This window comes from Gordonia sp. B8661-1, from assembly GCF_059427765.1.
This window is the reverse complement of record NZ_JCAHRL010000005.1, coordinates 183,150-207,792: the sequence shown is the minus strand read 5'-3', so window position 1 is coordinate 207,792 and position 24,643 is coordinate 183,150. Positions and strand designations below refer to the sequence as shown.

18 protein-coding genes are annotated in these 24,643 nt (G+C 67.4%); 7 read left to right on the top strand and 11 right to left on the bottom strand.

Annotated features, from left to right (window positions below; genetic code table 11):
- The first annotated feature begins 56 nt into the window (after positions 1-56).
- From AC4JJG_RS12770 to AC4JJG_RS12750, 5 genes are all read left to right on the top strand, one after another.
- Positions 57-1,718 carry an FAD-binding dehydrogenase gene (locus AC4JJG_RS12770; protein ID WP_495401496.1) on the top strand — a complete coding sequence of 554 codons (1,662 nt, stop codon included), beginning with the start codon at positions 57-59 and terminating at the stop codon, positions 1,716-1,718.
- Between the two features lie 54 nt (positions 1,719-1,772).
- Positions 1,773-2,843 (top strand): Dyp-type peroxidase, encoded by a 1,071-nt coding sequence (locus AC4JJG_RS12765; protein ID WP_495401497.1) that lies wholly within the window; start codon positions 1,773-1,775, stop codon positions 2,841-2,843.
- Positions 2,844-2,871: 28 nt separating this feature from the next.
- Positions 2,872-3,669, top strand: a complete 798-nt coding sequence (locus AC4JJG_RS12760; RefSeq protein ID WP_495401498.1) for a family 1 encapsulin nanocompartment shell protein — start codon at positions 2,872-2,874, stop codon at positions 3,667-3,669.
- Positions 3,670-3,767: 98 nt separating this feature from the next.
- Positions 3,768-5,501 (top strand): ABC transporter ATP-binding protein, encoded by a 1,734-nt coding sequence (locus AC4JJG_RS12755; RefSeq protein ID WP_495401499.1) that lies wholly within the window; start codon positions 3,768-3,770, stop codon positions 5,499-5,501.
- Complete coding sequence (locus tag AC4JJG_RS12750) at positions 5,498-7,447, top strand: ABC transporter ATP-binding protein (protein WP_495401500.1); 1,950 nt, start codon at positions 5,498-5,500, stop codon at positions 7,445-7,447. Before AC4JJG_RS12755 ends, AC4JJG_RS12750 begins: the two co-directional genes overlap by 4 nt.
- Before the next feature lie 248 nt (positions 7,448-7,695).
- Here AC4JJG_RS12750 and AC4JJG_RS12745 read toward each other — a convergent pair whose 3' ends face one another.
- Entirely contained in the window at positions 7,696-8,556 is an 861-nt protein-coding gene (locus AC4JJG_RS12745) for a mycofactocin-coupled SDR family oxidoreductase (RefSeq protein WP_495401501.1), read from the bottom strand.
- 207 nt (positions 8,557-8,763) lie between these two features.
- On the opposite strand from AC4JJG_RS12745, the gene casG reads away from it, so the two are divergent.
- Positions 8,764-10,437: a steroid-24-oyl-CoA synthetase gene (gene casG / locus AC4JJG_RS12740; protein WP_495401502.1), complete on the top strand. Its 1,674-nt coding sequence runs from the start codon at positions 8,764-8,766 to the stop codon at positions 10,435-10,437.
- Positions 10,438-10,616: 179 nt separating this feature from the next.
- Positions 10,617-11,516, top strand: a complete 900-nt coding sequence (locus AC4JJG_RS12735) for an LLM class flavin-dependent oxidoreductase (protein WP_495401503.1) — start codon at positions 10,617-10,619, stop codon at positions 11,514-11,516.
- A gap of 1 nt (position 11,517) precedes the next feature.
- Here the strand turns inward: AC4JJG_RS12735 and AC4JJG_RS12730 are convergent, their stop codons facing one another.
- From AC4JJG_RS12730 to AC4JJG_RS12685, 10 genes are all read right to left on the bottom strand, one after another.
- A complete protein-coding gene (locus AC4JJG_RS12730; RefSeq protein WP_495401504.1) occupies positions 11,518-12,168 on the bottom strand; it encodes a TetR/AcrR family transcriptional regulator in 651 nt (216 codons plus the stop codon).
- 3 nt (positions 12,169-12,171) lie between these two features.
- The gene (locus AC4JJG_RS12725) at positions 12,172-12,984 is read right to left on the bottom strand and encodes an IclR family transcriptional regulator (RefSeq protein ID WP_495401505.1); all 813 of its coding nucleotides are present in this window, start codon (positions 12,982-12,984) and stop codon (positions 12,172-12,174) included.
- Between the two features lie 133 nt (positions 12,985-13,117).
- On the bottom strand, positions 13,118-13,798 hold the full coding sequence (locus AC4JJG_RS12720) for a hypothetical protein (RefSeq protein ID WP_495401506.1): 681 nt from the start codon (positions 13,796-13,798) through the stop codon (positions 13,118-13,120).
- 82 nt (positions 13,799-13,880) lie between these two features.
- On the bottom strand, positions 13,881-14,675 hold the full coding sequence (locus AC4JJG_RS12715; protein WP_495401507.1) for an SDR family oxidoreductase: 795 nt from the start codon (positions 14,673-14,675) through the stop codon (positions 13,881-13,883).
- Between the two features lie 82 nt (positions 14,676-14,757).
- Positions 14,758-15,747, bottom strand: coding sequence for an aldo/keto reductase (locus tag AC4JJG_RS12710; RefSeq protein ID WP_495401508.1), 990 nt, complete (start codon positions 15,745-15,747; stop codon positions 14,758-14,760).
- Positions 15,744-16,211 carry a MerR family transcriptional regulator gene (locus AC4JJG_RS12705; protein ID WP_495401509.1) on the bottom strand — a complete coding sequence of 156 codons (468 nt, stop codon included), beginning with the start codon at positions 16,209-16,211 and terminating at the stop codon, positions 15,744-15,746. Before AC4JJG_RS12705 ends, AC4JJG_RS12710 begins: the two co-directional genes overlap by 4 nt.
- Before the next feature lie 298 nt (positions 16,212-16,509).
- Positions 16,510-17,178 (bottom strand): LGFP repeat-containing protein, encoded by a 669-nt coding sequence (locus AC4JJG_RS12700; RefSeq protein WP_495401510.1) that lies wholly within the window; start codon positions 17,176-17,178, stop codon positions 16,510-16,512.
- Between the two features lie 158 nt (positions 17,179-17,336).
- Positions 17,337-17,804: a GNAT family N-acetyltransferase gene (locus AC4JJG_RS12695; RefSeq protein ID WP_495401511.1), complete on the bottom strand. Its 468-nt coding sequence runs from the start codon at positions 17,802-17,804 to the stop codon at positions 17,337-17,339.
- A gap of 45 nt (positions 17,805-17,849) precedes the next feature.
- A complete protein-coding gene (locus AC4JJG_RS12690) occupies positions 17,850-21,311 on the bottom strand; it encodes an arabinosyltransferase domain-containing protein (protein ID WP_495401512.1) in 3,462 nt (1,153 codons plus the stop codon).
- Positions 21,304-24,588, bottom strand: a complete 3,285-nt coding sequence (locus tag AC4JJG_RS12685) for an arabinosyltransferase domain-containing protein (RefSeq protein WP_495401683.1) — start codon at positions 24,586-24,588, stop codon at positions 21,304-21,306. The genes AC4JJG_RS12690 and AC4JJG_RS12685 overlap by 8 nt, the downstream gene beginning before the upstream one ends.
- Positions 24,589-24,643 lie beyond the last annotated feature (55 nt).

Below are 24,643 nucleotides of genomic sequence, written 5' to 3'. Positions count from 1 at the left end.
GCGATAGGCTGCAAGCGCACACAAGCATCCGGGCGCGGGCCCGGCGAGGAGGACACGTGAGTCAGCAGCGCGCCGACGCGGTGGTCGTCGGATCGGGTTTGGCCGGGTTGGTCGCGACGTACGAGCTGACGCGCGCGGGACGACGGGTGATCGTCGTCGACCAGGAGAACCGGGCCAACCTGGGCGGACAGGCGTTCTGGTCGCTCGGCGGACTGTTCCTGGTGGACACCCCCGAGCAACGGCGGCTGGGCATCCACGACTCCGCCGAACTCGCACTGCAGGACTGGATGGGATCGGCCGGCTTCGACCGCGAGGACGAGGACTTCTGGCCGCGCCAGTGGGCGCGGGCATACGTCGACTTCGCGGCCGGTGAGAAGCGCCGGTACCTGCACGACCTCGGTCTACGGATCACCCCGGTCGTCGGATGGGCCGAGCGGGGCGGCGGTTTCGCCGACGGCCACGGCAATTCGGTCCCGCGCTTCCATCTGACCTGGGGCACCGGCCCCGAGGTGGTCCGGGTCTTCCTCGAACCGGTCCTGGAGGCCGAACGTCAGGGGCTCGTGGAGTTCCGGTTCCGTCATCGCGTGGACGACATCATCGTCGAGGACGAGAGCGCGGTCGGCGTACGTGGTGCCGAACTCGCGCCCAGCAACACCGACCGCGGCGTCGCCTCGTCACGAGATGTGGTCGGCGAGTTCGAGATCCGCGCGAACGCCGTCATCGTGACGACCGGCGGCATCGGACACAACCACGAGCTGATCCGGAAGAACTGGCCCACCGAACGGCTCGGGCCGGCACCGCAGCACATGATCTCCGGGGTGCCCGCCTATGTCGACGGGCGGATGCTCGGCATCGCCGAGAATGCGGGCGCGAACCTGGTGAACCGGGATCGTATGTGGCACTACACCGAGGGCATCCACAACTGGGATCCGATCTGGCCCGACCACGCCATCCGCATCATTCCCGGACCGTCGTCGCTGTGGCTGGACGCCAACGGAAACCGCTTGTCCCCACCCAATTTTCCGGGTTTCGACACCAACTCGACGATGCGCGAGATCCTCGCGACCGGGTACGACTACTCGTGGTTCATCCTCACGCAGAGCATCATCGAGAAGGAATTCGCACTGTCCGGCTCGGAACAGAACCCGGACATCACGAGCAAGGACCTGAAGTTCGCGGCGAAGAGCCGCCTGGCGAAGGGCGCCCCGGGGCCGGTCGCCAAGTTCACGGAGCACGGTGTGGATTTCGTGGTCAGCGACAACCTGCCCGCACTGGTGGCCGGCATGAACGAGATCACCCGAGGGCCTCGTCTGGATCTTCAGCACCTCGAACGCGTGATCTCCGCGCGCGACGCACAGATCGACAACAAGTTCACCAAGGACGCGCAGCTGATGGCCATCACGAATGCGCGACAGTTCTTGGGCGACAAGGTCGTTCGCGTCGCCAAGCCGCACCGGCTGCTGGATCCCGAGCACGGCCCGCTGATCGCGGTGCGACTCAATATCCTCACGCGAAAAACACTGGGCGGCTTGGAGACCAATCTCGAATCCCAGGTGATGCGACCGGATGGAAGCGCTTTCGACGGTCTCTACGCGGCCGGCGAGGTCGCGGGTTTCGGCGGCGGAGGGGTACACGGCTACAACGCATTAGAGGGCACCTTCCTCGGTGGCTGCATCTTCTCCGGGCGGGCCGCGGGCCGCGCGGTGGCCCGCTCCTGACCGCTCCGTCACGGCGTTCGGCACCGGCTATCGCGTTCGGATACAGTCGATGACGTGGCGACAGCGCAGACGATCATCACGGGCAAGACGAGGGCTGCCGTTTTCCTGACCCTCACCATCAATGAGGGCGGGGCGGCCGCCGTACACGATGCGCTCGGCGATATCAGCAGCCGCGTCAACTCGGTGACGTCCCGCGCGCCCGCGGAAACCCTTACTGCCGTCGTCGGATTCGGTTCGGATGCCTGGGACCGGCTCTTCGACGGTCCCCGCCCCAAGGAGCTGGCGCCCTTCACCGCTCTGCAGGGCAACGTGCACGCGGCCCCCTCCACGCCCGGCGACATCCTCATCCATCTCAAGGGCGATCACATGGATCTCTGCTATGAGCTGGGTCGTTTGATCGTCGAGGGCTTCGGGTCGGCGGTCACGACCGTGGAGGAGGTCCACGGTTTCCGGTACTTCGAGATGCGCGACCTCACCGGATTCGTCGACGGGACCGAGAATCCCGTCGGGGAGGCCGCGATCGAGGCCATCACCGTCGGTGACGAGGACCCGGATTTCGCCGGCGGCAGCTACGTCGCCATCCAGCGCTATGTCACCGACATGGAGAAGTGGGACGGCTTGACCGTCGAACAGCAGGAGCAGGTGTTCGGCCGCACCAAACTCGACAACGTGGAGTTCCCCGACGACGAGAAGGCCCCCAACGCCCACATCAAACTCAATGTCGTCGAGGATGCCGAGGGCAACCAGATCGACGTCCTCCGCGACAACATGCCGTACGGGCACGTCAGCAGTTCCGGCGACAGGGGCACGTTCTACATCGCCTACTCGTCGTCCCCGGACGTGACCGATCAGATGCTGCGCAACATGTTCATCGGCGATCCGCCCGGCACCTACGACCGACTGCTCGACTTCACCACCGCGGTCACCGGCGTCCAGTTCTTCGTTCCCACCGGCGACTTCCTCGACGATCCGCCGCCGCTGCCCGGCTCGGGCACCCGGCAGGAGGACAACCAGAAGGACGACAGCAAGAAGGACAGCGACAAGAAGGACAGCGGGAATCCGTCGGACAGCCCGTCCACCGGCGCCGGCTCCGACGGTTCACTCCGCATCGGCTCGCTCCACTGACACCCACCCGAATCCAGGAAGGCCCACGATGAACAATCTGCATCGCTCCCTCGCCCCCATCTCCGATGCCGCATGGCGGGAGATCGAGGAGGAGGCCACCCGCTCCTTCAAGCGCAACAGCGCGGGCCGTCGCCTCGTCGACGTGCAGGGCCCGCTCGGCGACGAGGCCGCGTCGGTGAACCTGGGCCACCGCGCATCGATCGACTCCCCCACCGAGGGCATCACCGCACACCTGCGCAAGAGCCAGCCGCTGGTGGAGTTGCGCGTGCCGTTCACGGTCAGCCGGGAGGCGATCGACGACGTCGACCGCGGCGCCAAGGACTCCGACTGGGATCCGGTGCGCGACGCCGCGGCCGAGTTGGCCCGCGCCGAGGACCGGGCGATCTTCGAGGGATTCGCCGCCGCCGGCATCACCGGCATGCGCGCATCCTCGTCGAACAAGCCGATCGCGTTGCCCACCGACGTCCTCGACTACGCCGAGGCCATCACCCATGCCACCACCGCTCTGCGCCTCGAATCGGTCGAGGGACCGTACTCGTTGGCCCTGTCGGCGGAGATCTACCAGTTGGTCAACGAGTCGACCAACCACGGTTTCCCGCTGCGCGATCATCTGCAGCGCCTCCTGATCGACGGCGGCATCTACTGGGCACCGGCGATCGACGGTGCGATGCTGCTGAGCACCCGTGGCGGCGACTTCGAACTCACCATCGGCGAGGACGTCTCCATCGGATACCACTCGCACGACGCCGACACTGTGCAGCTGTACTTCCAGGAGTCGTTCACCTTCCTGACCTACACCCCCGAGGCAGCGGTTTCGCTGACGTAGCAGCGCAGGCCGGACGCGTTTTCGCGGTCGGCGGAAACGGACAAAAGTAGTTCCCCACCAGGGGCACTTGTTGCTAGCGTCGTCCGGGTGATCGCCCCATGCTGACCCGCATCATCCGGACGTACCTGCGGCCCTACCTGCCGTTCATGGCGGTGGTCGTGATGCTGCAGCTCGTCGCCACCGCGGCGATGCTGTATCTGCCGACGCTGAACGCCGACATCATCGATCGCGGTGTGGCCCGCGGCGACACCGACTACATCCTGCGGATCGGCGGCTGGATGCTGGTGATCTCGGTGGCGCAGATCGCGTGTTCGATTGCCGCACAGTATTTCGGGGCGCGCGCCGCTCTCGGGGCCGGTCGCGACATCCGGCACGATCTGCTGCACCGCGTGAACACCTTCTCGGCGCGGGAGATCGGTCGCTTCGGGGCACCGTCGCTGATCACCCGCACCACCAACGACGTCCAGCAGGTGCAGATGCTCACCGTGATGAGCTCGATGATCCTGGTGATGGCACCCATCATGTGTATCGGCGGCATCGTCATGGGCATCACGGTGGCACCCGGCCTGTCCTGGATCATGGCCGTCGCGATCCCGATCCTGGCTCTCGCGATGGCCGTGATCATCGCGCGCATGATTCCCGGTTTCCGCGTGATGCAGGAACGCATCGACGCGGTGAACCGCGTACTGCGCGAACAGATCACCGGCATCCGTGTGGTCCGCGCCTTCGTCCGCGAACGCCATGAGACACAACGTTTCTCGGTCGCCAACGACTCCCTGGCCGACGCTACCATGCGCGTCGGACGGCTGATGGCGCTGATGTTCCCGGTGGTCATGCTGATCACCAACGTCACGATCATCGCCATCATCTGGTTCGGCGGGCACGCCGTCTCCGACGGCGACGTCGAGATCGGTGCCCTCACCGCGATGATGAGCTACGTCATGCAGATCATGATGTCGGTGATGATGGCCTCCTTCCTGGCGATGATGGCGCCCCGAGCGACGGTTTGTGCCGAACGTATCTGCGAGGTGCTCGACACCGAGACCTCGGTGACACCGCCCGCCGATCCGGTGGATTTCGCCGGTCCCCCATCCGATGTCGAATTGCGGAACGCCGAGTTCCGGTACCCCGGCGCCGACACCCCCGTCCTCGACGACGTGTCCTTCCGCGCGACGGCCGGAACCACCACCGCCATCGTGGGGTCCACGGGTTCCGGCAAAACCACACTGATCAATCTGATCCCCCGGCTCATCGACGTGACGGGCGGCGAGGTCCTGGTCGGTGACACCGATGTTCGCCGGCTCGACCCCGATCGGCTCCGATCGGTCATCGGGCTCGTCCCGCAGCGGCCGTATCTCTTCTCCGGCACCGTTGCGTCCAACCTCCGGCACGGCAAACCCGACGCCACCGACGACGAACTCTGGGAGGCGCTGCGCATCGCACAGGCCGACGATTTCGTCGCCGCGATGCCCGACGGGCTCGACACCCCGATCGCCCAGGGCGGCACCACGGTGTCGGGCGGTCAGCGTCAGCGCCTGGCGATTGCCCGCGCCCTGGTGCGGCGCCCGGCGATTTATCTCTTCGACGACTCCTTCTCCGCACTCGACCTGACCACCGACGCGCGACTGCGCGCCGCGCTGCGACCGGCCACCCGGGACGCCGCGGTCATCGTGGTGGCGCAACGGATCTCGACCATCATGGAGGCCGATCAGATCGTGGTCCTCGATCACGGCCGGATCGTCGGCCTCGGACGTCACGACGAACTCCTGAGCACCTGCAGCACCTATGCGGAGATCGCCGAATCCCAGATGTCCATCGCGGAGGCGTCATGACACGGCCGGGAGGTGGCGGCGGCCCCATGATGGGCGCGCCCGCGGAGAAGGCCCGCTCGTTCGGGCCGTCGATCAAACGGCTTCTCGGTCTGCTGCTCGTCCGCCGGATCGCGGTGGGTGTCGTGGTGGCGTCGATCGTCGCCTCGGTGGTGCTGACGGCCATCGCGCCGCGTGTGCTCGGGCATGCCACCGACCTGGTGTTCAACGGCGTCATCGGGAAGATGTTGCCGGGCGATCTCACCAAGGAGCAGGCCGTCGCCGGACTGCGCGAACGCGGTCAGGGCACCTTCGCCGACATGGTGAACTCGATGGATCTGACACCCGGCGTGGGCGTCGACTTCGGCGATGTCGGCCGGGTTCTGCTGATCGTCTTCCTGCTGTACGCCGCGTCGTCGCTGTTCTCGTGGCTCGGCGCGTACGTGCTCAACACCGTGGTCGTCCGGACCGTGCAGAAGCTGCGCGCCGACGTAGAGGCGAAAATCCATCGTCTGCCGCTGAGCTATTTCGACACGTCCGCGCGCGGTGATCTGCTCAGCCGCGTCACCAACGACCTCGACAATCTGTCGCAGACGTTGCAGCAGACCATCGCTCAGTTGCTGAACTCCGTTCTGATGGTCATCGCGCTGCTCGTGGTGATGATCTGGATCTCGCCGCTGCTCGCGCTGATCGCGGTCGCGACCGTCCCGCTGGCGATGCTGGCGACCGCGCTGATCGCGAAAAGGTCCAAGCCACACTTCATTTCGCAGTGGTCGTCGACGGGTGCGCTCAACGCGCAGGTCGAGGAGGCCTTCAGCGGACACGAGCTGGTGAAGGCATTCGGGCGGCAGTCCGAGATCGAATCGACCTTCGACGAACGCAACGAGAAGCTCTACGAGTCGAGCTGGCGGGCACAGTTCATCTCCGGGATGATCATGCCGACGATCATGTTCCTGGGGAACCTGAACTATGTCGCGGTCGCCGTCGTCGGCGGGTTGAAGGTGGCGTCGGGATCGCTGAGCCTCGGCGAGGTGCAGGCGTTCATCCAGTACTCACGGCAGTTCACCCAGCCGCTCACCCAGATCGGTTCGATGATGAATTTGATGCAGAGCGGCGTGGCATCGGCCGAGCGCATCTTCGACATCCTCGACGCCGAGGAGGAGACACCCGACCCGGCCGACCCCCTGTCCCCCGCCGACGATCGCGGACTCATCGAATTCGACGACGTCTCCTTCCGGTACGTCGACGACCGGCCGCTGATCGAGAACCTCTCGCTGGTCGCCGAACCCGGCCACATGGTGGCGATCGTCGGCCCGACGGGCGCGGGCAAGACCACCCTCGTGAACCTCATCATGCGGTTCTACGACGTCGACTCGGGCACCATCCGCGTCGACGGCGTGGAGTCACGGCAGATGACCCGCGACGATCTGCGCGAGCGGACCGGCATGGTTCTGCAGGATTCCTGGCTCTTCGGCGGGACCATCTACGACAACATCGCCTATGGCGATCCGACGGCCACGCGGGCCGAGGTGCTCGAGGCCGCCGAACTCAGTCACGTCGACAATTTCGTGCGGCATCTGCCGGACGGCTACGACACGCTCCTCGATGAGGAGGGCGGCGGTGTGAGTGCGGGCGAACGCCAGCTCATCACCATCGCCCGGGCCTTCCTCGCCAAGCCGACGATCCTGATTCTCGACGAGGCGACGAGTTCGGTGGACACCCGCACCGAGTTGCTGATCCAGAAAGCGATGGCGAACCTGCGCACGGATCGCACGAGTTTCGTGATCGCCCACCGGCTCTCGACAATCCGCGACGCGGACACCATCGTGGTGATGGAGGACGGGCACATCGTCGAGCAGGGCACCCACGCGGAACTCCTGGCCGCCCAGGGCGCCTACTGCCGCCTCTACAACAGCCAGTTCGTCGGTCCCGCCGACGACGCCGCCCTCGAAGCAGTCGACGCGCCGTAACCTCGGGCGCACAACCGCTGATCGAGTAGTCCCACGCACGCGCCGCCCGCTGATCGAGTAGTCCCACGCACGCGCCGCCCGCTGATCGAGTAGCCCCACGCACGCGCCGCCCGCTGATCGAGTAGCCCGCGAGCGCAGCGAGCGAGCGTATCGAGATCCGTTGCACCAGATCTCGATACGGCCTCGGCTGGCGCCTCGCCCTACTCGATCAGCGGTTGGAAGTCGGCGGTTGGTGTCGGGGGGGGTTGTCAGGCGGTGACGCGGCTCGCGTTGCCCGCGTCGATCGGGATCACGATGCCGGAGAGGTGGGCGCTGGCGTCGGCGGCGAGGAAGGTGACCACCCGGGTGACCTCCTCGGGTTCGAGCCACGGCACGGGCTGGGCGTGCAGCGAGGTGAAGACCGGGGCGACGTCGTCGGCGGTCGGGTTCTCGAGGTCCGGACGCAGCAGTGAGTAGAGCGCGTTGTTGTGGATCATCGGCGTCGAGATATTACCCGGCGCAACGGCATTGACGGTGACGCCGTGCGGCGCCAGGTCGAGGGCGGCGTCCTTGGTGATGCCGATGACGCCCCACTTGGACGCGCCGTAGGCGACGATGCCGGGACCGCCCATGCGGCCCATCATGGAGGACACGGTGATGATGCGGCCGTACTTGCGGTCGATCATGCCGGGTGCGACCGCGGCGACGGTGTTGAAGACGCCGGTCAGGTTGGTGGCGATGGCCTCATCCCACTGGTCCTGCCCGATGTCCTGGACCTGACCGGGCATGGAGACGCCGGCGTTGGCGACGGCGATGTCGATGCGTCCCAGTTCGGCCTCGGCCCGGGCGACGAGCGCGTCCATGGCGGCGCGGTCGGCGGTGTCCACCACGGCGCTGACGCATTTACGGCCGGTGGCCTCGACGAGCCGGACGGTCTCGGCGAGATCCTCCTCGGTGGCGAGCGGGTACCCCATCACGTCGGGGGTGGCGCACCGGTCGCAGATGACGATGTCCGCGCCCCGTTCGGCGAAGGCCAGCGCGTGCGAGCGGCCCTGCCCGCGGGCTCCTCCGGTGATGAAGGCGACCTTGCCCGCGAATTCCTTGTTGCCGGACTCTGTGCCGTCGGACATGCCGTGACCTCCGCGTCTACTCGCCGTGAGAACGTTCGCGACCAGGCTAGTGACCCGTGGGCGGGTGCGGGCGCGAAGTCTCGATCAGTGGAATTCTTGCCATCCGCAGGGATCGTTCGTGAGAGCTTTCACACAGACGCCCCTACAAACGGGTGACATCACAGTGCGCGCCGGACACCGTTCGGCGATCTCCGGGAAGGACCTTCGATGAGCAATGAGTCGGATCTGCAGGCGTATATCGCGCAGGTGATCGGTGGCCTGACCGGATCCGGCGGTTCCTTCGAGCTGACCCGGGAGCCCGTCCTGGGCGCGGAGATCACCGTGCTGAAGAACCGGAAGCGGTCCCTCGTCGAGGTCTTCGACGACGCGGAACGCTTCGGCGACACCGACTATCTCGTGACCGCGGATCGCCGGATCACCTTCGCCCGGCACGCACGGAATGTCCGGTCGATCGCTGCCGCGCTGGCCGACGAGTACGGCGTCGGCAAGGGGGATCGCGTGGCGATCCTGGGGGCCAACAGTCCGGAATGGATCGAGACCTTCTGGGCCGTCGAGTTGCTCGGGGCGATCTCGGTCGGCTTCAACGCCTGGTGGACGGCGCCGGAGATCGCGTACGCGATCGAACACAGCACGCCGTCGGTGATTGTCGCCGACGCACGTCGCCGGGAACTCCTCGACGCGATCCCGGGAGGCGTCACCGGTCCGGTTCTGGACATGGACACCGACATCCCGCGTCTCGCCGAAACACATCCCGACGCGCCCACGCCCGGCGTCGAGATCGCCGAGGACGATCCGGCGGTCATCCTCTACACCAGCGGCACCAGCGGACGCCCCAAGGGTGCGGTGCACTCACACCGGAACCTGGTGGCGGTCATCGACTATCACCGCTACAACGACGCGCTGATGGCCGCGTTCACCGGCGGCGACGCCGACGCCGATGGCGCCAAGCGGCGCTACCTGCTGACCTCACCGCTGTTCCACATCGCGAGCCTGCATAACCTCGCGGTACCGCGCCTGGCCACCGGTAGTGCGGTCGTCATGCATCAGGGTGCGTTCGATCCCGACAAGGTTCTGGCGCTCATCGAGCAGGAACGCGTCACCAACTGGGGTGCGGTACCGACGATGGCGAAGCGACTCCTCGACGCCGACATCGAGCGCTACGACCTGTCGTCGATGACGGCCTTCGCGCTGGCGTCGGCACCGTCGTCGGTGGAGTTCCAGGAACGTCTGCGGGAGCGGCTGCCATTCGCCAAGGCGACGCTGGCCGACAGCTACGGCATGACCGAGTCGTGCACCGGCATCGCCGTCGCCACCCGCATGGACCTGGACGCGCACCCCGGCACGCTCGGCCGCCCGGTGATCGCCTGCGAGTTGGAGATCCGGGATCCGCTCGGCGAGACCCTGCCGGAGGGCGTCGAGGGCGAGATCTGCGTGCGCAGCCCGTATGTGATGCTCGGCTACTGGAACAACCCCGACGCCACCGCCGCGACCATCACCGAGGATCGCTGGCTGCGGACCGGCGACATCGGACTCATCGAGAACGGTCTGCTGCGACTCACCACCCGCCGCAGCGATCTGATCCTGCGCGGCGGCGAGAACGTCTACCCGACCGAGGTCGAACAGTGCCTCGACGAATGCCCGGGTGTGCTGGAAGCCGTGGTCCTCGGACTGCCCGACGACGATCTCGGGCAGATCGTCGCGGCCGTGGTGGTCACCGACCCGTCCGATCCGGTCACGGAGGAGACGCTCGACGAGTTCGTCGCCGACCGCCTGGCCCGCTACAAGCAGCCGGCGGTGTGGCAGATCATCACCGAACCGTTGCCGCGCAACGCGACCGGGAAGATCATCCGACGGAATGTGCCGCTTCCGGCACTTCCGTGACCGTCCGCCCGTGACGATTCGTCAGGTCATCGATCCGCTCGTCGAACTGAGAGGCCAGGGAACAACCCGCGCCGGCTCACGTTACGAACATATGTAGACGGGGGAGCCGAGCCGCGATAAGCCCCGCGACCCCACCCAGTGGTCGGCGACTACTCACTCGAGTAAAGGTGGCTTCGCATATGACGACGAACATCAAATTCGGATTCGGCGCCCACAGCGAGGTGGCCGACGCGGACTCCCTGCTCTCCCTGGTCACTCGGGCGGATCGCGACCGACTCGATCTCTTCTCGCTCTCTGATCATCCCTACCTGGCTTCGCGATTGGACGCTTACGCGACAATCGGTTTCGTCCTCGGGCAGACCGAACACATCTCCGGCTTCGCCAATGTGACCAACCTGCCGCTGCGCCCCGCCCCGATGCTGGCACGCACGGTCGCAACGCTCTCGGTGCTCGCCCGCGGCCGCATCGTCATCGGTGCAGGCGCAGGCGGCTCCTGGAACCACATCGAGTCGATGGGGGTGCCCAGACTGACTCCCGGCCAGGCGGTCGAGAGCTTCGAGGAGTCGATCGTCGCGCTCAGGGCCCTCCTCGGCGGGCCAACGACCGGGACTGTGTCCCGGCTCGACCTCGATGCGATCCAGCCGTCACCCATCGGCACCACACCACCGGTCTGGACCGGCTCGGTCGGACCGAAGTCTCTCGCGGTCACGGGCAGAGTGGCCGATGGATGGATTCCCGGACACGCAGCCGACTGGGTCAGCTCGCGATTTCGCACTTCCCGGCCCCTCGTCGACGATGCCGCTCGCGCCGCCGGGCGTGATCCTGCGGACATCCGGACCATCTTCAACCTGCCGGGCACCATAACGCCGGGTCGCATCGCGCAGCCACGAGATCCCGTCAGCGGCAAATGGATCGGTGGTTCTTCCGATCAATGGGTCGACGAACTCACGCGGGCCGTGACCGAACACGGTGCTGCGGGCTTCATGCTCTTCTCCCCGTCCGGCGGGACCCCCGACGCCGACTCCGTCGCACGGTGGGGATCCGAGATCGCGCCCCGGGTGCGCGAGGCAATCGGTTAGGTCATCCGGCGGAATGTGCCGCTTCCGACACTTCCGTGACGCCGTCATCGTCGACCAGCGGGGCCAGCAGCAGCCGGCATGCGATGCGGATGTCCGCCTCGGCGGCCGGTAGGTCGATGTGCCCGTTGAGGCAAGACTGGGCGATACCGAACCACTGCTGACTGAGCAGCCGGACGAGGGTGTACTCGCGCTCGGTCGGTTCGTCGATACGGATGGCGCGCAGCAGGACATCCCGGAACGCGTCGTCGATGCGCCGCATCTCGATGGTCTGAGAGTAACCACCGTTGACCGAGCGGATCATCGAGGTCGCCAGGATCGGCCTGCGCATCAGCGAGTGGAGCGCGCGGGTGAGCGAGATGGCCGCCGCCTCGGCGGGATTCTCGGGCAGATCGGGCGCACGGTTGACCTGCGTTCCCATCAGAGCGATCTGGTCGGACAGCAGCGCCGCGAACAGGTGCGGTTTCGACGGGAAGTAGCGGTACAGGGTGGCCACCGCGACCTTCGCCCGGCGCGCGACATCGAGCATCTGCACGCGGTCGTAGTCATTGACACTGCCGAGTTCCCTTGCCGCGGTGAGCATGCGGGCATACTTGGCGCGCTGGAGCTCGGAGCTGGGCTCGGCCGCCTGACGGACTTCGGGGATACGGGGCACCGGTCAGCCCACCGCCCCGGACTCGCGGGAGCCGGCGAACAGAGCCGCCGAGATCCGTCGTGTCGCATCGACGACCAGCGGCGCGACCCGCTCCAGCGACGGCCCCTGCGGCTGTCCGCACAGGCAGATCGCGGCCACGGGACCGAATGGTCCACGGATCGCCGCGGCGACGCTCGGCAGCGACCGTCCGGATATCCGGTGGGCGAGGTCACCGCGATCGAACGACAGTCCGTGCCGACGACGCACACGATGCAGCTCGGCGTAGAGCGACGTGAGATCCCACCCGTCCGGGCCGGGTTCGGAACCGACGTGCTCGCGCACCGAGAGGTCCACGTCCTCCGGCGTCAGCCACGCCAGCATGGCGCGTCCGCCGGTCGTCCTGTGCAGCGGCTGCCGCCTGCCGATCCGGGATTCCAGCGACATCGCGAAACGTCCGCCGAGTTTGTCGAGGTAGACCTCTTCGGAGCCGTCGAGCGCGGCCAGATGGACCACCATCCCGGTGCGCAGATGCAGGTCGAGTAGATAGTCGGCGGCGGCTTCGCGGATCGCACCGTGGGTGCCGTCCTGACCGCCCAGCCCCAGCGCGCGACGGCCGAGCCGGTATCCGGGCGGGGTGTGCTCGAGCCATTCCAGTCCGACGAGCTGCTCGAGGATACGATGCGTGGTCGACCGCGGCAGGTTCGTCCGGGCGGAGATCTCCTCCAGATTCAGCCGCGCGGTCCGCTTGTCGAACGCGTCGAGTATCAGGGTCATCCGGCCCACCATCGACGATGGCGAGAGGGCGGGCAGGTCGACGTCACAGTCGAGGACGGTCATGGCACCTCCGTCGGAAGCAGTCGGTTATCCGACAATGGGTATTTCTGAAATTGATTCTGCAACCGTACCAGTGATCCGCACCACGTTCCACGTATTCCGGACAGGAAGCCTTCCGGTGAGCGGGATCAGGAGGTCAGAACTGGCCGTCCGCATCGGAGCCGGCCTCCAACTCGCCGGCGACGCGCCGTTCGAGTTGTTGTGCGGCCGCGGGCGGAACCACGATGAGTCCGTCCAGCTCATCGCGGACCTTGCGGTACGCGGCCTGACGTTCCGCGGGGGTGGCCCCACCGTCGGCGGCGATCGCGACCAGCCTGCGCGCCCGCTCGAGACGTTCGCGCTCGATCGGCGAGAAATCCGACTGCCGCCTGCGTCGCGCCTCGCGCTCGGCGGCATCGAAGGCGGCCACGTAGGCGGCGACGGCCTGCCGGTACCCCTCGAAGACCGCCGGATCGAGCAGATCGTCGGTGTCGGTCGGCCGCAGGTCGTCGGCGTGGATCTTCGCACTGTGGAAGGCGAGGGTCAGCGGTTCCCGCAGATCGGTCATCATCGGGTACTCGATGAGCGTCGCGAGATCGAGCTCGTAATCGAACCAGCGTTTGTCGACGTCGTCGTGGCGGGCCAGGGTCTTCGCGATGGCGGACTTGGAGGTCTGGGTGATCCGTAGTTGCTCAGTCTTCGCGGCTGCCTTCACGCGCGCGAGCTCGATCTTGTCGCGGCGGCGCTTCTCGTTGTAGGCCGCGACCCGTGCCGCCCATCCGCCGACGACGCCTCCGATCGGGAAGATGAGCCACCAGTAGTCGAGCAGATGGTCCACGCCATCGACTTTACCGACGTTCGCGCACCGACGACCCGGTCACGAGCACGGGCACGCTAATACGGACGAGTCGGACCGGATGTCACAGATCCGGAATCGGCAGATCCAGATTGGGCACGATGATGCCGCCGTCGACCTCGAGGATCTTCCCGGTGAGATACGCACCGGCGGGCGAAGCCAGATACAGTGCGGCAGCGGCGATGTCGTCGGGATCACCCAGCCGGTGCAACGGTGTCGCGGCTTCCACCGCGGCCCGCATGTTCTCGTCGGCGGCGACGACGTCCAGCGACGAGGTGAGGATCGCGCCCGGCGCGATGCCGTTGACCCGGATTCGCGGGTTCAGATCCATCGCCGCGAGCCGGGTGTAGTGCGCCAGTGCGGCTTTCGCGGTTCCATAGGCGCCGTACGCGCGGCCCGGCAGCCGGCCGACGGCCGAGCTGATATTGATGATCGAGCCGCCGTCGCCCGCGGTGGCGAGCATATGCGGCACCGCTGCGAGGACCAGCGCGTGCGCGTTGGCGACGTTGAAGTCGAAGGCCTGCCGCAGGTGTTTGGGCTTGGTGTCCAGCAGGGGCCGCGGCATGGCGCCGCCGACATTGTTGACGACGGTGTCCAGGCGACCAAATTCGTCGACAGCCACCTGCGCGAGATGTGCGGCGGCCTCCTCGTCGCTCAGATCGGCGACGACCACCTGCGCACGCCGTCCGGCGTCGGTGACCTGTGCCGCGACCTGTTCGAGTTCGTCGGCGCTTCGCGACGAGATCACCACGTCGGCACCCGCCTGGGCGAATGCCACGGCGATCGCCGCACCCAGCCCACGGCCCGCACCGGTCACCACGGCCACCCGGTCATCCATCCGGAATTTGTCGAGAATCACGGGCTCGACAATGCCACGAACCGCACCGTTATGAAACGGATTCCAGTTCTGGGGTCCCGATGGCCGGGACTGCGACCCGCGACTAGCGCGACGCCCCGGCCACCCAGGACATGTCCGGGTAGCGATCCCCACTGGGACGCAACCGGGAGAGACGGGCCAGCTGGTCGTCGGTGAGCGTGACGTCCACGGCGCTGATGTTCTCGACGAGGTAGGTGCGCCTCTTGGTCCCCGGGATCGGCACGACGTCGTCGCCGCGCGCCAGCAGCCACGCCAGCGCCACCTGCCCGACCGTCGCACCCACGTCCCGCGCGATCGACTCCACCTCCTCCACCAGGGCGAGGTTCGCGGCCATGTTCTCGCCCTGCCATCGCGGCAGAGTGCGTCGGAAGTCATTGTCCGCCAGGCTGTTCGGCGTGTCGGTCAGCATGCCGCGACCGAGCGGGCTGTAGGCGACGACGGTCGCGCCGACCTCGCGGGCCGCCGGGACGGACGCGTCCTCGATGTCGCGACTGAACAGCGACCACTCGGACTGGAGTGCGGCGATCGGATGCACGGCGGCGGCCCGGCGCAGGGTCTCCGCGCTCGCCTCGGACAGTCCGAGCGCACGCACCTTGCCCTCGGCGACCAACTCGGCCATCGCACCGACGGTCTCCTCGATCGGCCGTGACGGATCGATGCGGTGCAGATAGTAGAGGTCGATGACGTCGACTCCCAGGCGCCGTAACGACGCGTCGACGGCCCGGCGCACGTACTCGGGTGACCCGTCGATGTCGCCGGTCGGGTACCCGGTGTCGGGGTCGGTGAGAATCCCGAACTTGGTGGCCAGCACGATCTCGTCGCGCCGGTCGGCCAGCACCCTGGACAGCAGGCGCTCGTTGTCGCCCCGGCCGTACATGTCGGCGGTATCGAGCAGATTCACGCCGGCGTCGAGGGCGGCGTTCAGTGTCGCCAACGCCTCCGTCCCGTCTGCCGGGCCATACGCGAAACTCATTCCCATGCAACCCAATCCGACAGGTGCGACGTCGAGGTCGCCGATGCGTCGGCGGGGTGCGGTCTGCAGCGGTGAGGTCATGGTGCGGTGTGCCCTCCGTAGGTGGCGATCTTGTATTCGGTTGCGGCCAGCGACAAGGTGAGCTCGGCGATCTGCCTCCGGATGGTGTCACGATGTTCGAGGAGGAGATCCAGACGTTCGCCGACGGTCCCGTCACCCTGATCCACCAGCTCGACGTAGTGCTGGAGATCGCGGATCGCCATACCGGACAAGCGCATTCGCGTCAGGAACACCAGTCGGCGCATGGTGGCCGCGTCGTAGGTGCGGTTGCCCGCCGAGTCGCGGGCCACGTCGACGAGGCCGATCCTCTCGTAGTACCGGAGCGTGTGGGCGGAGACGCCGAGCGTGTCCGCCGCCTCCTGCACGGTCAGCGCGCCGTCGATCTGCGCGGTGTCCACCAGCTGGTGGATCACCTCCACCGACAGTGGTCCGTCCCGTTCCCCCAGGGCCGCGAGGGCCTTCGCCATCAGTTGTTCGGTGCTCATGCCGATGACGCTATGCCTTGGAGCGCGCTCGAAGGCAAGCCCGCAAGCGGCGTGTGATCTCGATACGGCCTGCCACCAGGAGGCCGCCCACCGCCGAGCGGCGGTTCACTTGGCGCGCTCGGCACCGCGCTGACGGGCGGTTTTCGGTCCGCAGAACGTGTGTACCGGACTTCCGGGGAATCACCCCATATCCGCACGCAACAATCCAACAATGTGCGCGTGAATATAGCCAAGAATGCCGAAATGCCCCATCCCGGTTCGGGATGGGGCATTTCCGAGGTTGATCAGACGAGCAGAATCACTCGGCCGGAACGACCTGATCCTTCACGGTGACCTCGACCTTGTCACCCTTGGCGTCCCAGGTGATCTTGCCGTTCTCGAAGGTCGATTCCTTCACGCCGGCGTTGTCGGTCTCGTCGCTGGTCGCAGCGCCGAGCGGGCCGTTGGAGCCACCCTTGCCGTCGGCGGCGGGCTTACCCGAGTCGTCGCGCTTGACGTTCCACGCGTCGCGGATCTTGCCCCAGGTGATGTACGCCGGGGTGCCCTCTTCGTCGTTCTTGGCGGTGATGACGCCGCCGTCGAACTGCTGGAACACGACACCGCTGTCACTCTTGCCCTTGGCATCGTCGCCGGTCAGCGGCGCACCGAGGTCGGTCTTCTGCTTTTCCGTGGCAGCCTGATACTTGGCGGCGATCGGGCCGGTCAGCTCAACCTTGCTGCCGTCGGCCGCGGTCACCTCGACCTTGTCTCCGGCACCCTTGACCGAATCGGTGGCGGACGCACCGGCGGACTTGGCCGCGTCGGCTCCCTCGCCGGCCTTGGAGGTGGCGGCGTCAACACCGGCCGACACGGACGCCGAGGCGTTCGATGCGTCGTCGTTGTTGTCGTCGCTGCAGCCAACCGCGACAAATGCGGCCACTGCGATCGCAGCGGTCACACCAGCAGAACGTCGAATCACTTGCTTCATGATTTCCTCTCGGTTTTCGGAAGCACTTCCCGACGAGCAGGCACAGGTGTGTACCCATTCGTTCGGCCCTCTAACAATAGGGGCAAACATCGCCCATGGGTAGATTTCGGCAAAGATTTTCTTCGATGTCGTGAAATGTTGGCCGCTGGCCTGCGGAATCAGCTCCCCGGGCCACGGCGTGTCGGGTCAAGCGACAGCTGCCGCGTCAGGAACATGCTGTTCGGATCGTCGGCCGGGTAGTCGCCGAACGCCTCGCATTCGACGAAGCCCAGCGACCGGTACAGGGCGTGCGCGGGAGCGAAGAACGCCATCGACCCGGTCTCCAGCGAGACCCGTGCGACCCCGCGGTGGCGAGCATCGTCGAGCAGCTCGCGGACAAGTGCCCGCGCGATCCCCTGCCCACGGTGCTGCGGCGACGTCCGAACGGTCTTCAGCTCCTCGTGACGCGCCCCGGCATCGAGGACGCCCAGGCCCGCGGTACCCACGAGCACCTCGTCGAGGTGGGCCGTCCACAAACGGAACGTGCTCGACGTCCTCAGCTCGTCGACGCCCATCGCATGCTGGCTCTCCGGCGGCGCGGTCGGCGCGATGTCGGTCAGATGATCCTGCAGAAATGACTGCAGCACAGGATCATTCAGGTCCGCACGGCCGATCCGCAGCACCGGGGACACTCAGTTGCCGATGGAGCGGATGGGCCCCGGCGTCCAGAGCCCGTTGTGGGTGTCGGTGGTGATGTCCAGTTCCGCGGGACGCTGCGGGACCAGCGGCCGGAGGCGCTGCAGCATGCCCCAGTCCTTGGCCCAGTCGTTGCGCAGATACGACGGGTAGACCGTCGGCCGCATCTGGTTCTCGACGATGCCCAGCGGACCGCCCGCGTCACCGGCCATCCATCGCTGCGAGTTGACCCGTTCGCCCTCACGGTCCGGCGAGATACGCCACTCCGGCGTCTCGAGGACGCCGTTGCGCACCTGGGCGGGCCGCTGGCACGGGAACGCCAGCGCGGCCTCCCAGTCGATCATCACCGGGGCCTCCGAACCCACCAGCGAGTTCAGGGTCACCAGTTCCGACATCCGCGGCGGTGTCACCGCCAGCCACTGATCCGGTTGCGCGGAGGTGTCCTCGGCGACGACCCGCACCACGGTGGCCCCCTGTGGGGCACGGTCGAGCGGGAACCGGAGGTTACGCCACTGCGGGGCACCACCGATGTCCATCGGCGTCATGATCCCGGCGGGAGAAACCTTGCCGTCCGGGCCGATCCGGCCGAACTGCAGGCGCACGATCTGTCCCTTCCGGGTGACCGCCAGGTCGTCGACGTACTCGACCTGTCCGGCCACCGACAGCGAGATCAGCGGCTTGTCGGCGGAGCGTGCGGGCAACTGATACCAGTCGGAGGTGAGCTTGCCCAGGCCGTTCGGGGACCCATAGGTGCCGAGTACGGGGGTACGTTGCGGGGAGAGCCCGAACGGCAACTTCACCTTCGACCCGTTGACTCCGGCCACCCCGGCGGTGCCGCCCGCGGTGTCGCTGGAGGCGGTGGTGTCGCCCGTCGACGATCCGTCCTCCTTCTGCGTGGAATCCTGTCGTGTCGGATCCGAACTCGTCCGGTCCACTTCGGTACTGGCCGTACTGGATTCGTCCTCGGAATCGGTTCCGTCGTCCTCGGACAGATCCGACGCCACCCCGTTGGGATCGAATCCGGTCATCCCCGTGCCGGCCAGTGTCCGGCCCGGATCGCCGGGTCGTTGGCCGCCGACCGGTGCCGCGGACAGCAGCCCCTTCGTGGGATCGGATTCCACGAGCACCGCATCGGCGAGCGCGCACGGCCTGCCCTGCAGGGCATGGACGTTCGAGCTCAGCCACGACCACGAATGCCGTTGTGTCCAGTCCGCTTTCGCGAAGGACACCAGCGTGAAGAGCAGGACGATGACGGACACGATCGCGATCGTCGGGCTGCGCAGGACCGAGATGCGCCACCGCGCACCGGTGCGGTCACCGGCGCGTGCGGTCTCCGACGTGTAGTCGTCCCGGAAATGCTGCCAGAGTCCGAGGAGGGTGAGCCCGATCGCGACCGCCAGGATCACCGCATAGACCGGAATGCCCTTGATCTCGGGAACCGCGTCGCGCCACGGGATTCCGTAGCTGCCGACGTACCACCACTGATTGCGGCCGGTGAACGCGATCGCCAGGACGTAGGTGCACGCCGCGGCGAACAGCGTGCGATTGCGGCGACGTTTCATCACGGCGGGGTCCACGCAGGTGGCCGCGACCGCCGCCAGCGCACCCGCGATACAGGCGTACACGCCGAGCTGATGTGTCCACTTGGTCGGCTGGAAGGCCAGCAGCACCACGGTGCCGCCGACCATCGCGACCAGCCGCCACGTCGGTGCCGTGGCGATGCCGGGCAGCCTGCGACGATGCAGCAGCATCACGACGACCACGATCAGGCAGGCGAAGGTGATGAGGATTCCGAAACGACGGGCGATACTGCCGTCCGCCGTCGGATTCATCATCATGTAGTAGCGCATGCCCTCTTCCCACCACTTGTTGGTGGGACCGACGGCCGAGTTGACGCTCACCGCCTCCAGGATGGCCGCGAGTGTCTGGTCGGCGAAGATCTCGTAGAGCACGGCCAGCCCCGACGCGATGATCGGGATCAGCAAGGGCCACAGACCATCCCGCCGCTTCCGGATCATCAGGCGTTTGAGCAGCGGACGGATGCCCGCGATGAGCGGGATGGCCGCGATGATGCCGGTGGGGTGGATCGTCAGCGTGAACGCGGCGACCAGGATCCCGATGGTGAGGGGGAAGAACCGGCCGGTGGCGATGGCGCGTTCCACGCAGACCCACGCCAGCAGCGCACCCACCGCGATCATCGGTTCGACCCGCAGACCGTTGTTGAAGGGCAGCCAGACGGCCAGGAACACCAGCGCGGCGGCCCACACCGCCGACGACGAGGACGCGACGCCGCGCCCGAGTCGCGGCAGCGCGGCGCGGCTGATCAGCCACCAGCCCGCCATCGCCGCGAAGAACGGCAGCAGCCTCAACCAGGGTGTGGCCGTGCTGACCTCCATCCACAGCGACAGATAGTGATAGTGCCAGCCGAAGGGATCCTGTGGCGCACCGAAATAGCGGTAGTAATTGTCCAGATAGCCGGCGTCCTGGGCGATCCGGCCTACGGTGACCTGATACCCGTCGTCGGCCGTGTTGCCGCCGACGAACAGCCAGATCAGCAGGACGGCCGTGACGAACGCGTCGACCCAGCGCGGCCGGAACCAGCCGGCGGGGAACAGCCGATGATGGCCGCGTCCGTCCTGCGCGTCGAGGACGGCGAGCGCCAGCAGCGACGCGATGGTCGCGGCGATACCGATGACCATCAGCCAGAACTTCAGGGGCGTCGGGGTGGACACGAAACGCGTGTCGATCGTCGACCGGAACGAAAGTCCTTCGGTGGGCGCCGATTCCGGCAGTTCCGAATAGACGCCGACGATCTGCGGACGGGCATTCGGATCCCGGATGTCGAACGAGTGCTGCGCACCGTCACGGTCGGCGACGTTCTCGATGCGGCCGGTGCTTCCGGTGCCGTCGGCGTGGATCACGATGCGGCAGTTCGGATTCGACTCGGCCTGCGCGCGCGGGGTGCTCAGCAGCACCACGTTGCGCTGATCGACCTGGAGGGTGTCGGCGGTGGCCCGCACGAACAATCCGACGCGGCCCGCCTCGGCGCCCGACGCGGGCACCGTCGACACGATCACGCCGCCGCGTGCCGGCAGCGAGGCCCCCAGCGAACAGGGCACCGTGACATCCATCGAGACCGGGGCGAAGGAGACGTTCGGCGCGGCGACGCTGCCGACCGAATTCTGCTGCGGCCAGTTCAGATCCGCCTTGGTGTAGTCCACCGGCAGGAAGGGGCTGGCGAGCGCGAGCAGAATACCGATCGCACCCGCGACCACCGCGACGATCCGTGCCACGCCGATGATGCGCTGACGTCGCTGCTGATCGGTGCCCGCACCATCGGTCGTCGCCACCGAGGTGTCCGGGTCACCGGCGCTGGTGTCGTTCACCTGGGTCCTTTCGGCGTCATCACTGTTCGTCACCCGATCGTCGGCCGGGATGTCCTTCTGCGGGTCACTCATCCTGTGCCACCACTCGCATCGGTCCGGGATACTGCCAGCCCCAACGGTTCTCGGTGCCCGATGACACCGAGGCCGGAACCGCGTCGGGCACCAGCGGGTTCAGCTTCTGCAGGCTGCCCCAGTCGCGATACCAGTCGTTCTCCAGGTATGTCGCCATGGTGCTCGGGGTGGTCAGGGCATCCGCCGTGGTGAGCAGGCCGCCGTTCTTGGTCGCCATCCAGGTCTTCGACTGCGAATTGGCGACGGTCGGCTCCGGCAGGATGCGCCACTGCGGGATCTGGTTGATCCCGTGTGTGGCGTGCATCGGCTGCTGGCACGGGAACGCCGCGCCGACCGCGAAGTCCACCAGCACCGGCGACCTGGTGCCGACGACGTTCTCCAGGGTCTTCAGCGCGGGCGCCCGGGGAGGCGTGATGGCCAGCCACTGATTCGCGTCGAGGTTGTTGTCGCGCGCGACGATCCGCATCGAGTCCGCGTTCGGCGGCACCCAGCCCATCGGGATGCGCAGGTTGCGCCACGGACGGTTGCCGCGGTCGGCGTCGATCGGCGTCACCGGGCGGCCCACGGGGGCGCCCTTCGAGGCGAATTCCACCTGCAGCGACTGCCCGAAGGTGCCGACACCGTCGGGGTCGACCGAGGCGATCGCACCGGCCGCGGAGATGACGATCAACGGCGCCGCATCGCGTTGCGGCAGCGTGTACCAGCCGGTGGTGAGCGAGCCCTGCCCGTCGGGGGCACCGGAGCTGCCCATGACCGGGGTCGTGGCCGGATTCAGTCCGAACGGCAACGCGGCGGCGCTGCCGTTGACACCGGTCTCCCCGCGGCCACCGGTGGTACCCGGGTTCCCGCCGGTGACGATGAAGGTCTTCGACAGGTCGGCCGAGGTGTTCATGGTGCCCGGCTTCATCGACCCGGCCTCCGGCATCAGATCGTCGGCGACACCCTGCGGGGTGAATCCGCGCGACTGTCCTTCGAGCGCGCGGGCCTGCGAGCGCGGCGAGTCACCGCCCTCGGCCGGCGTCAGCATGCCCTTGTTGGCGTCCGGCTCGACCAGCACGCGATCGGCCATGCCGCAGGCATTTCCGGTGAGCGCGCGGGCGTTGGCGGCGAAGACCGTGTAGGTGTCCGACCGTGCGACGGCCGCCTTGCCGAAGGCGGCCAGCTGGGACACCACGATCACCACCGCGATGACCGCGATCGGCGACGATGCCACCGCGAGTCGCCAGCGATTCGGCGGCTGCTGACCCTCGTGGGCGAGACCCGTCTCGGCGACATAGTCGAGGCGCAGGTGCTGCCAGAGCGCGACGACCAGTGCGATGACCGCGAGCACCAGGAACATCGTCGAGACCTGAACTCCGGCGACCACCGGGGCCTTGTCGAACCACGGGATGCCGAAGTCGTACGGCCACGGCCACGCGTTCTTGCCCGCCGCGGCCGCCGCGCAGGCGACGAGGAGTCCGGCGATGAGGATCGAGAGATTCCGGGTGGTGCGCCGCGCGGCCTGCGCGATGGCCACACAGGCGACCGCCGACAGTGCGGCGGCGAGCCCGGCGTACACGCCGAACTGGATGGTCCACTTGGTGGGCGTGAACGACATCGCCAGGATGGTCACCAGCACGGCACCGAGCACCCGCCACACCGGTCCGCTGGCGATGCCACTGATCCGCTTGCGACGCAACATGATCGCCAGCATCACGAAGACGGTGACCCCGAGGAGCAGGACCGGGACGCGGCGCACCAGCGAACCGTCGCGGGTGGTGACGGCGAGGAAGTAGTAGCGCAGGAGTTCCTGATACCAGGCCAGCGTCGGGCCGATCGTGTAGCGGGCGGTGATCGCCTCGTACACATTGGCCAGGGTCTGGTCGCGGAACACGATGATCAGGACGACCGCGGGCGCCGCCATCAGCGGCGCGAGCAGGGAGAGCAACCCGGATTCGCGGCGTCGGCGGATCAGGATGCGCAACATCGGACGGGCGCCGGTGAACAGCAGCGCCATCGCGATCAGTCCGTGCGGGGCGGTGGCCAGGGTGAGCGTGGCGGTGAAGGCCGCTGCCGCCGCGGGCAGCATCCGCCGGGTCGCGACGGTCTGCTCCACGGCCCACCAGGTGAGCAGGGTGCCGAGCACGACGATGCCCTCGCTGCGCAGACCCGAGCACATCGGCAGCCAGAACGCGAGGAAGACGGCGGCGGCGGTGACCATGGCCCACTGGGAGGTGCGCACCGCGCGGCCCAGTCGCGGCAGCAGGATCCGGCTCAGCAGGAACCAGCTGACCAGGCCGACGAGCAGCGACGGAATCCGCATCCAGATGCCCGCGGTGGAAACCGCCGACCAGTGCGCGAGGAAGTCGTAATACCAGTCGAAGGGCGCCTCGGGGATGCCCGCGAACCGGTAGTAATTCGAGAGATAGCCCGCACTCTCGGCATTGCGGCCCATGTTGAGGATGTAGCCGTCGTCGGGCGAACCCGCGCCGAGGAAATGCCAGATCAGCAGAATCGCGGTGACCGCGATGTCGGTGGGACGCGGACGCAACAGTCGCATCAGGTCGAGGCGGCCCACGCGTCGGTGATAGCCGTACTTCCGGTCGAGGAGATACAGCCCGATCAGTGCGACGATCGCAGCCAGCACGCCGACGATCATCACCACCCATTTGATGGGCGACGGGCTGGAATCGAAACGGTCGTCGACGGTGATGCGGACCGCGAGGCCGCGTTCACCGCTCGCGGCGGCGGTGACCGTCGGGGTGCTCAGGTCGGTGAAGATCCCGGAGACCTGCGGCCGGTCGTGCGGGTCGATCGTCGTCGCGGGGCCGAGACCGACGAATCGCGCGCCCGTCGCATCCGCGTCGGAGAAGATGTGCAGGCTCTCGCATCGGGGGGTGCCGATGTCGCTGCGCGGGGCGGACACGATCGCGCTACCGCGGGACACCACCGACACCGTGCCGGCGTCCGCGGTCACGAACAGTGCGCTGCTGCGGACGTCCTTCGCCCGGGCGGGCATCGTCGACAGGACCGTGGTGGTCGTGTCCGTCGGCAGGGTGCGCAGCACCTGGCAGGGAATCGTGATGTCGAGCGACTGTGGACTCTGGGAGACCAGCGACGCGGTGATCGCGGGATTCTCCGCGTTCAGCTGCTGACCTTGCGGCCAGGTGATGGTCGCCGTGGACGTCGACACCGGAAGAAACGGGGTGAGGACCGCGGCGATCACCGCGATCACACCGGCAACGGCCGAGACGAGACCGGCTCGACGGGTCAGTAAGCCCTCGGTCCGGCCGGTCACGATGGGTGCGCGGTCGTCGGGAGAGGCTTCGTCCGGTGAGCTGGTCACAGGCGAA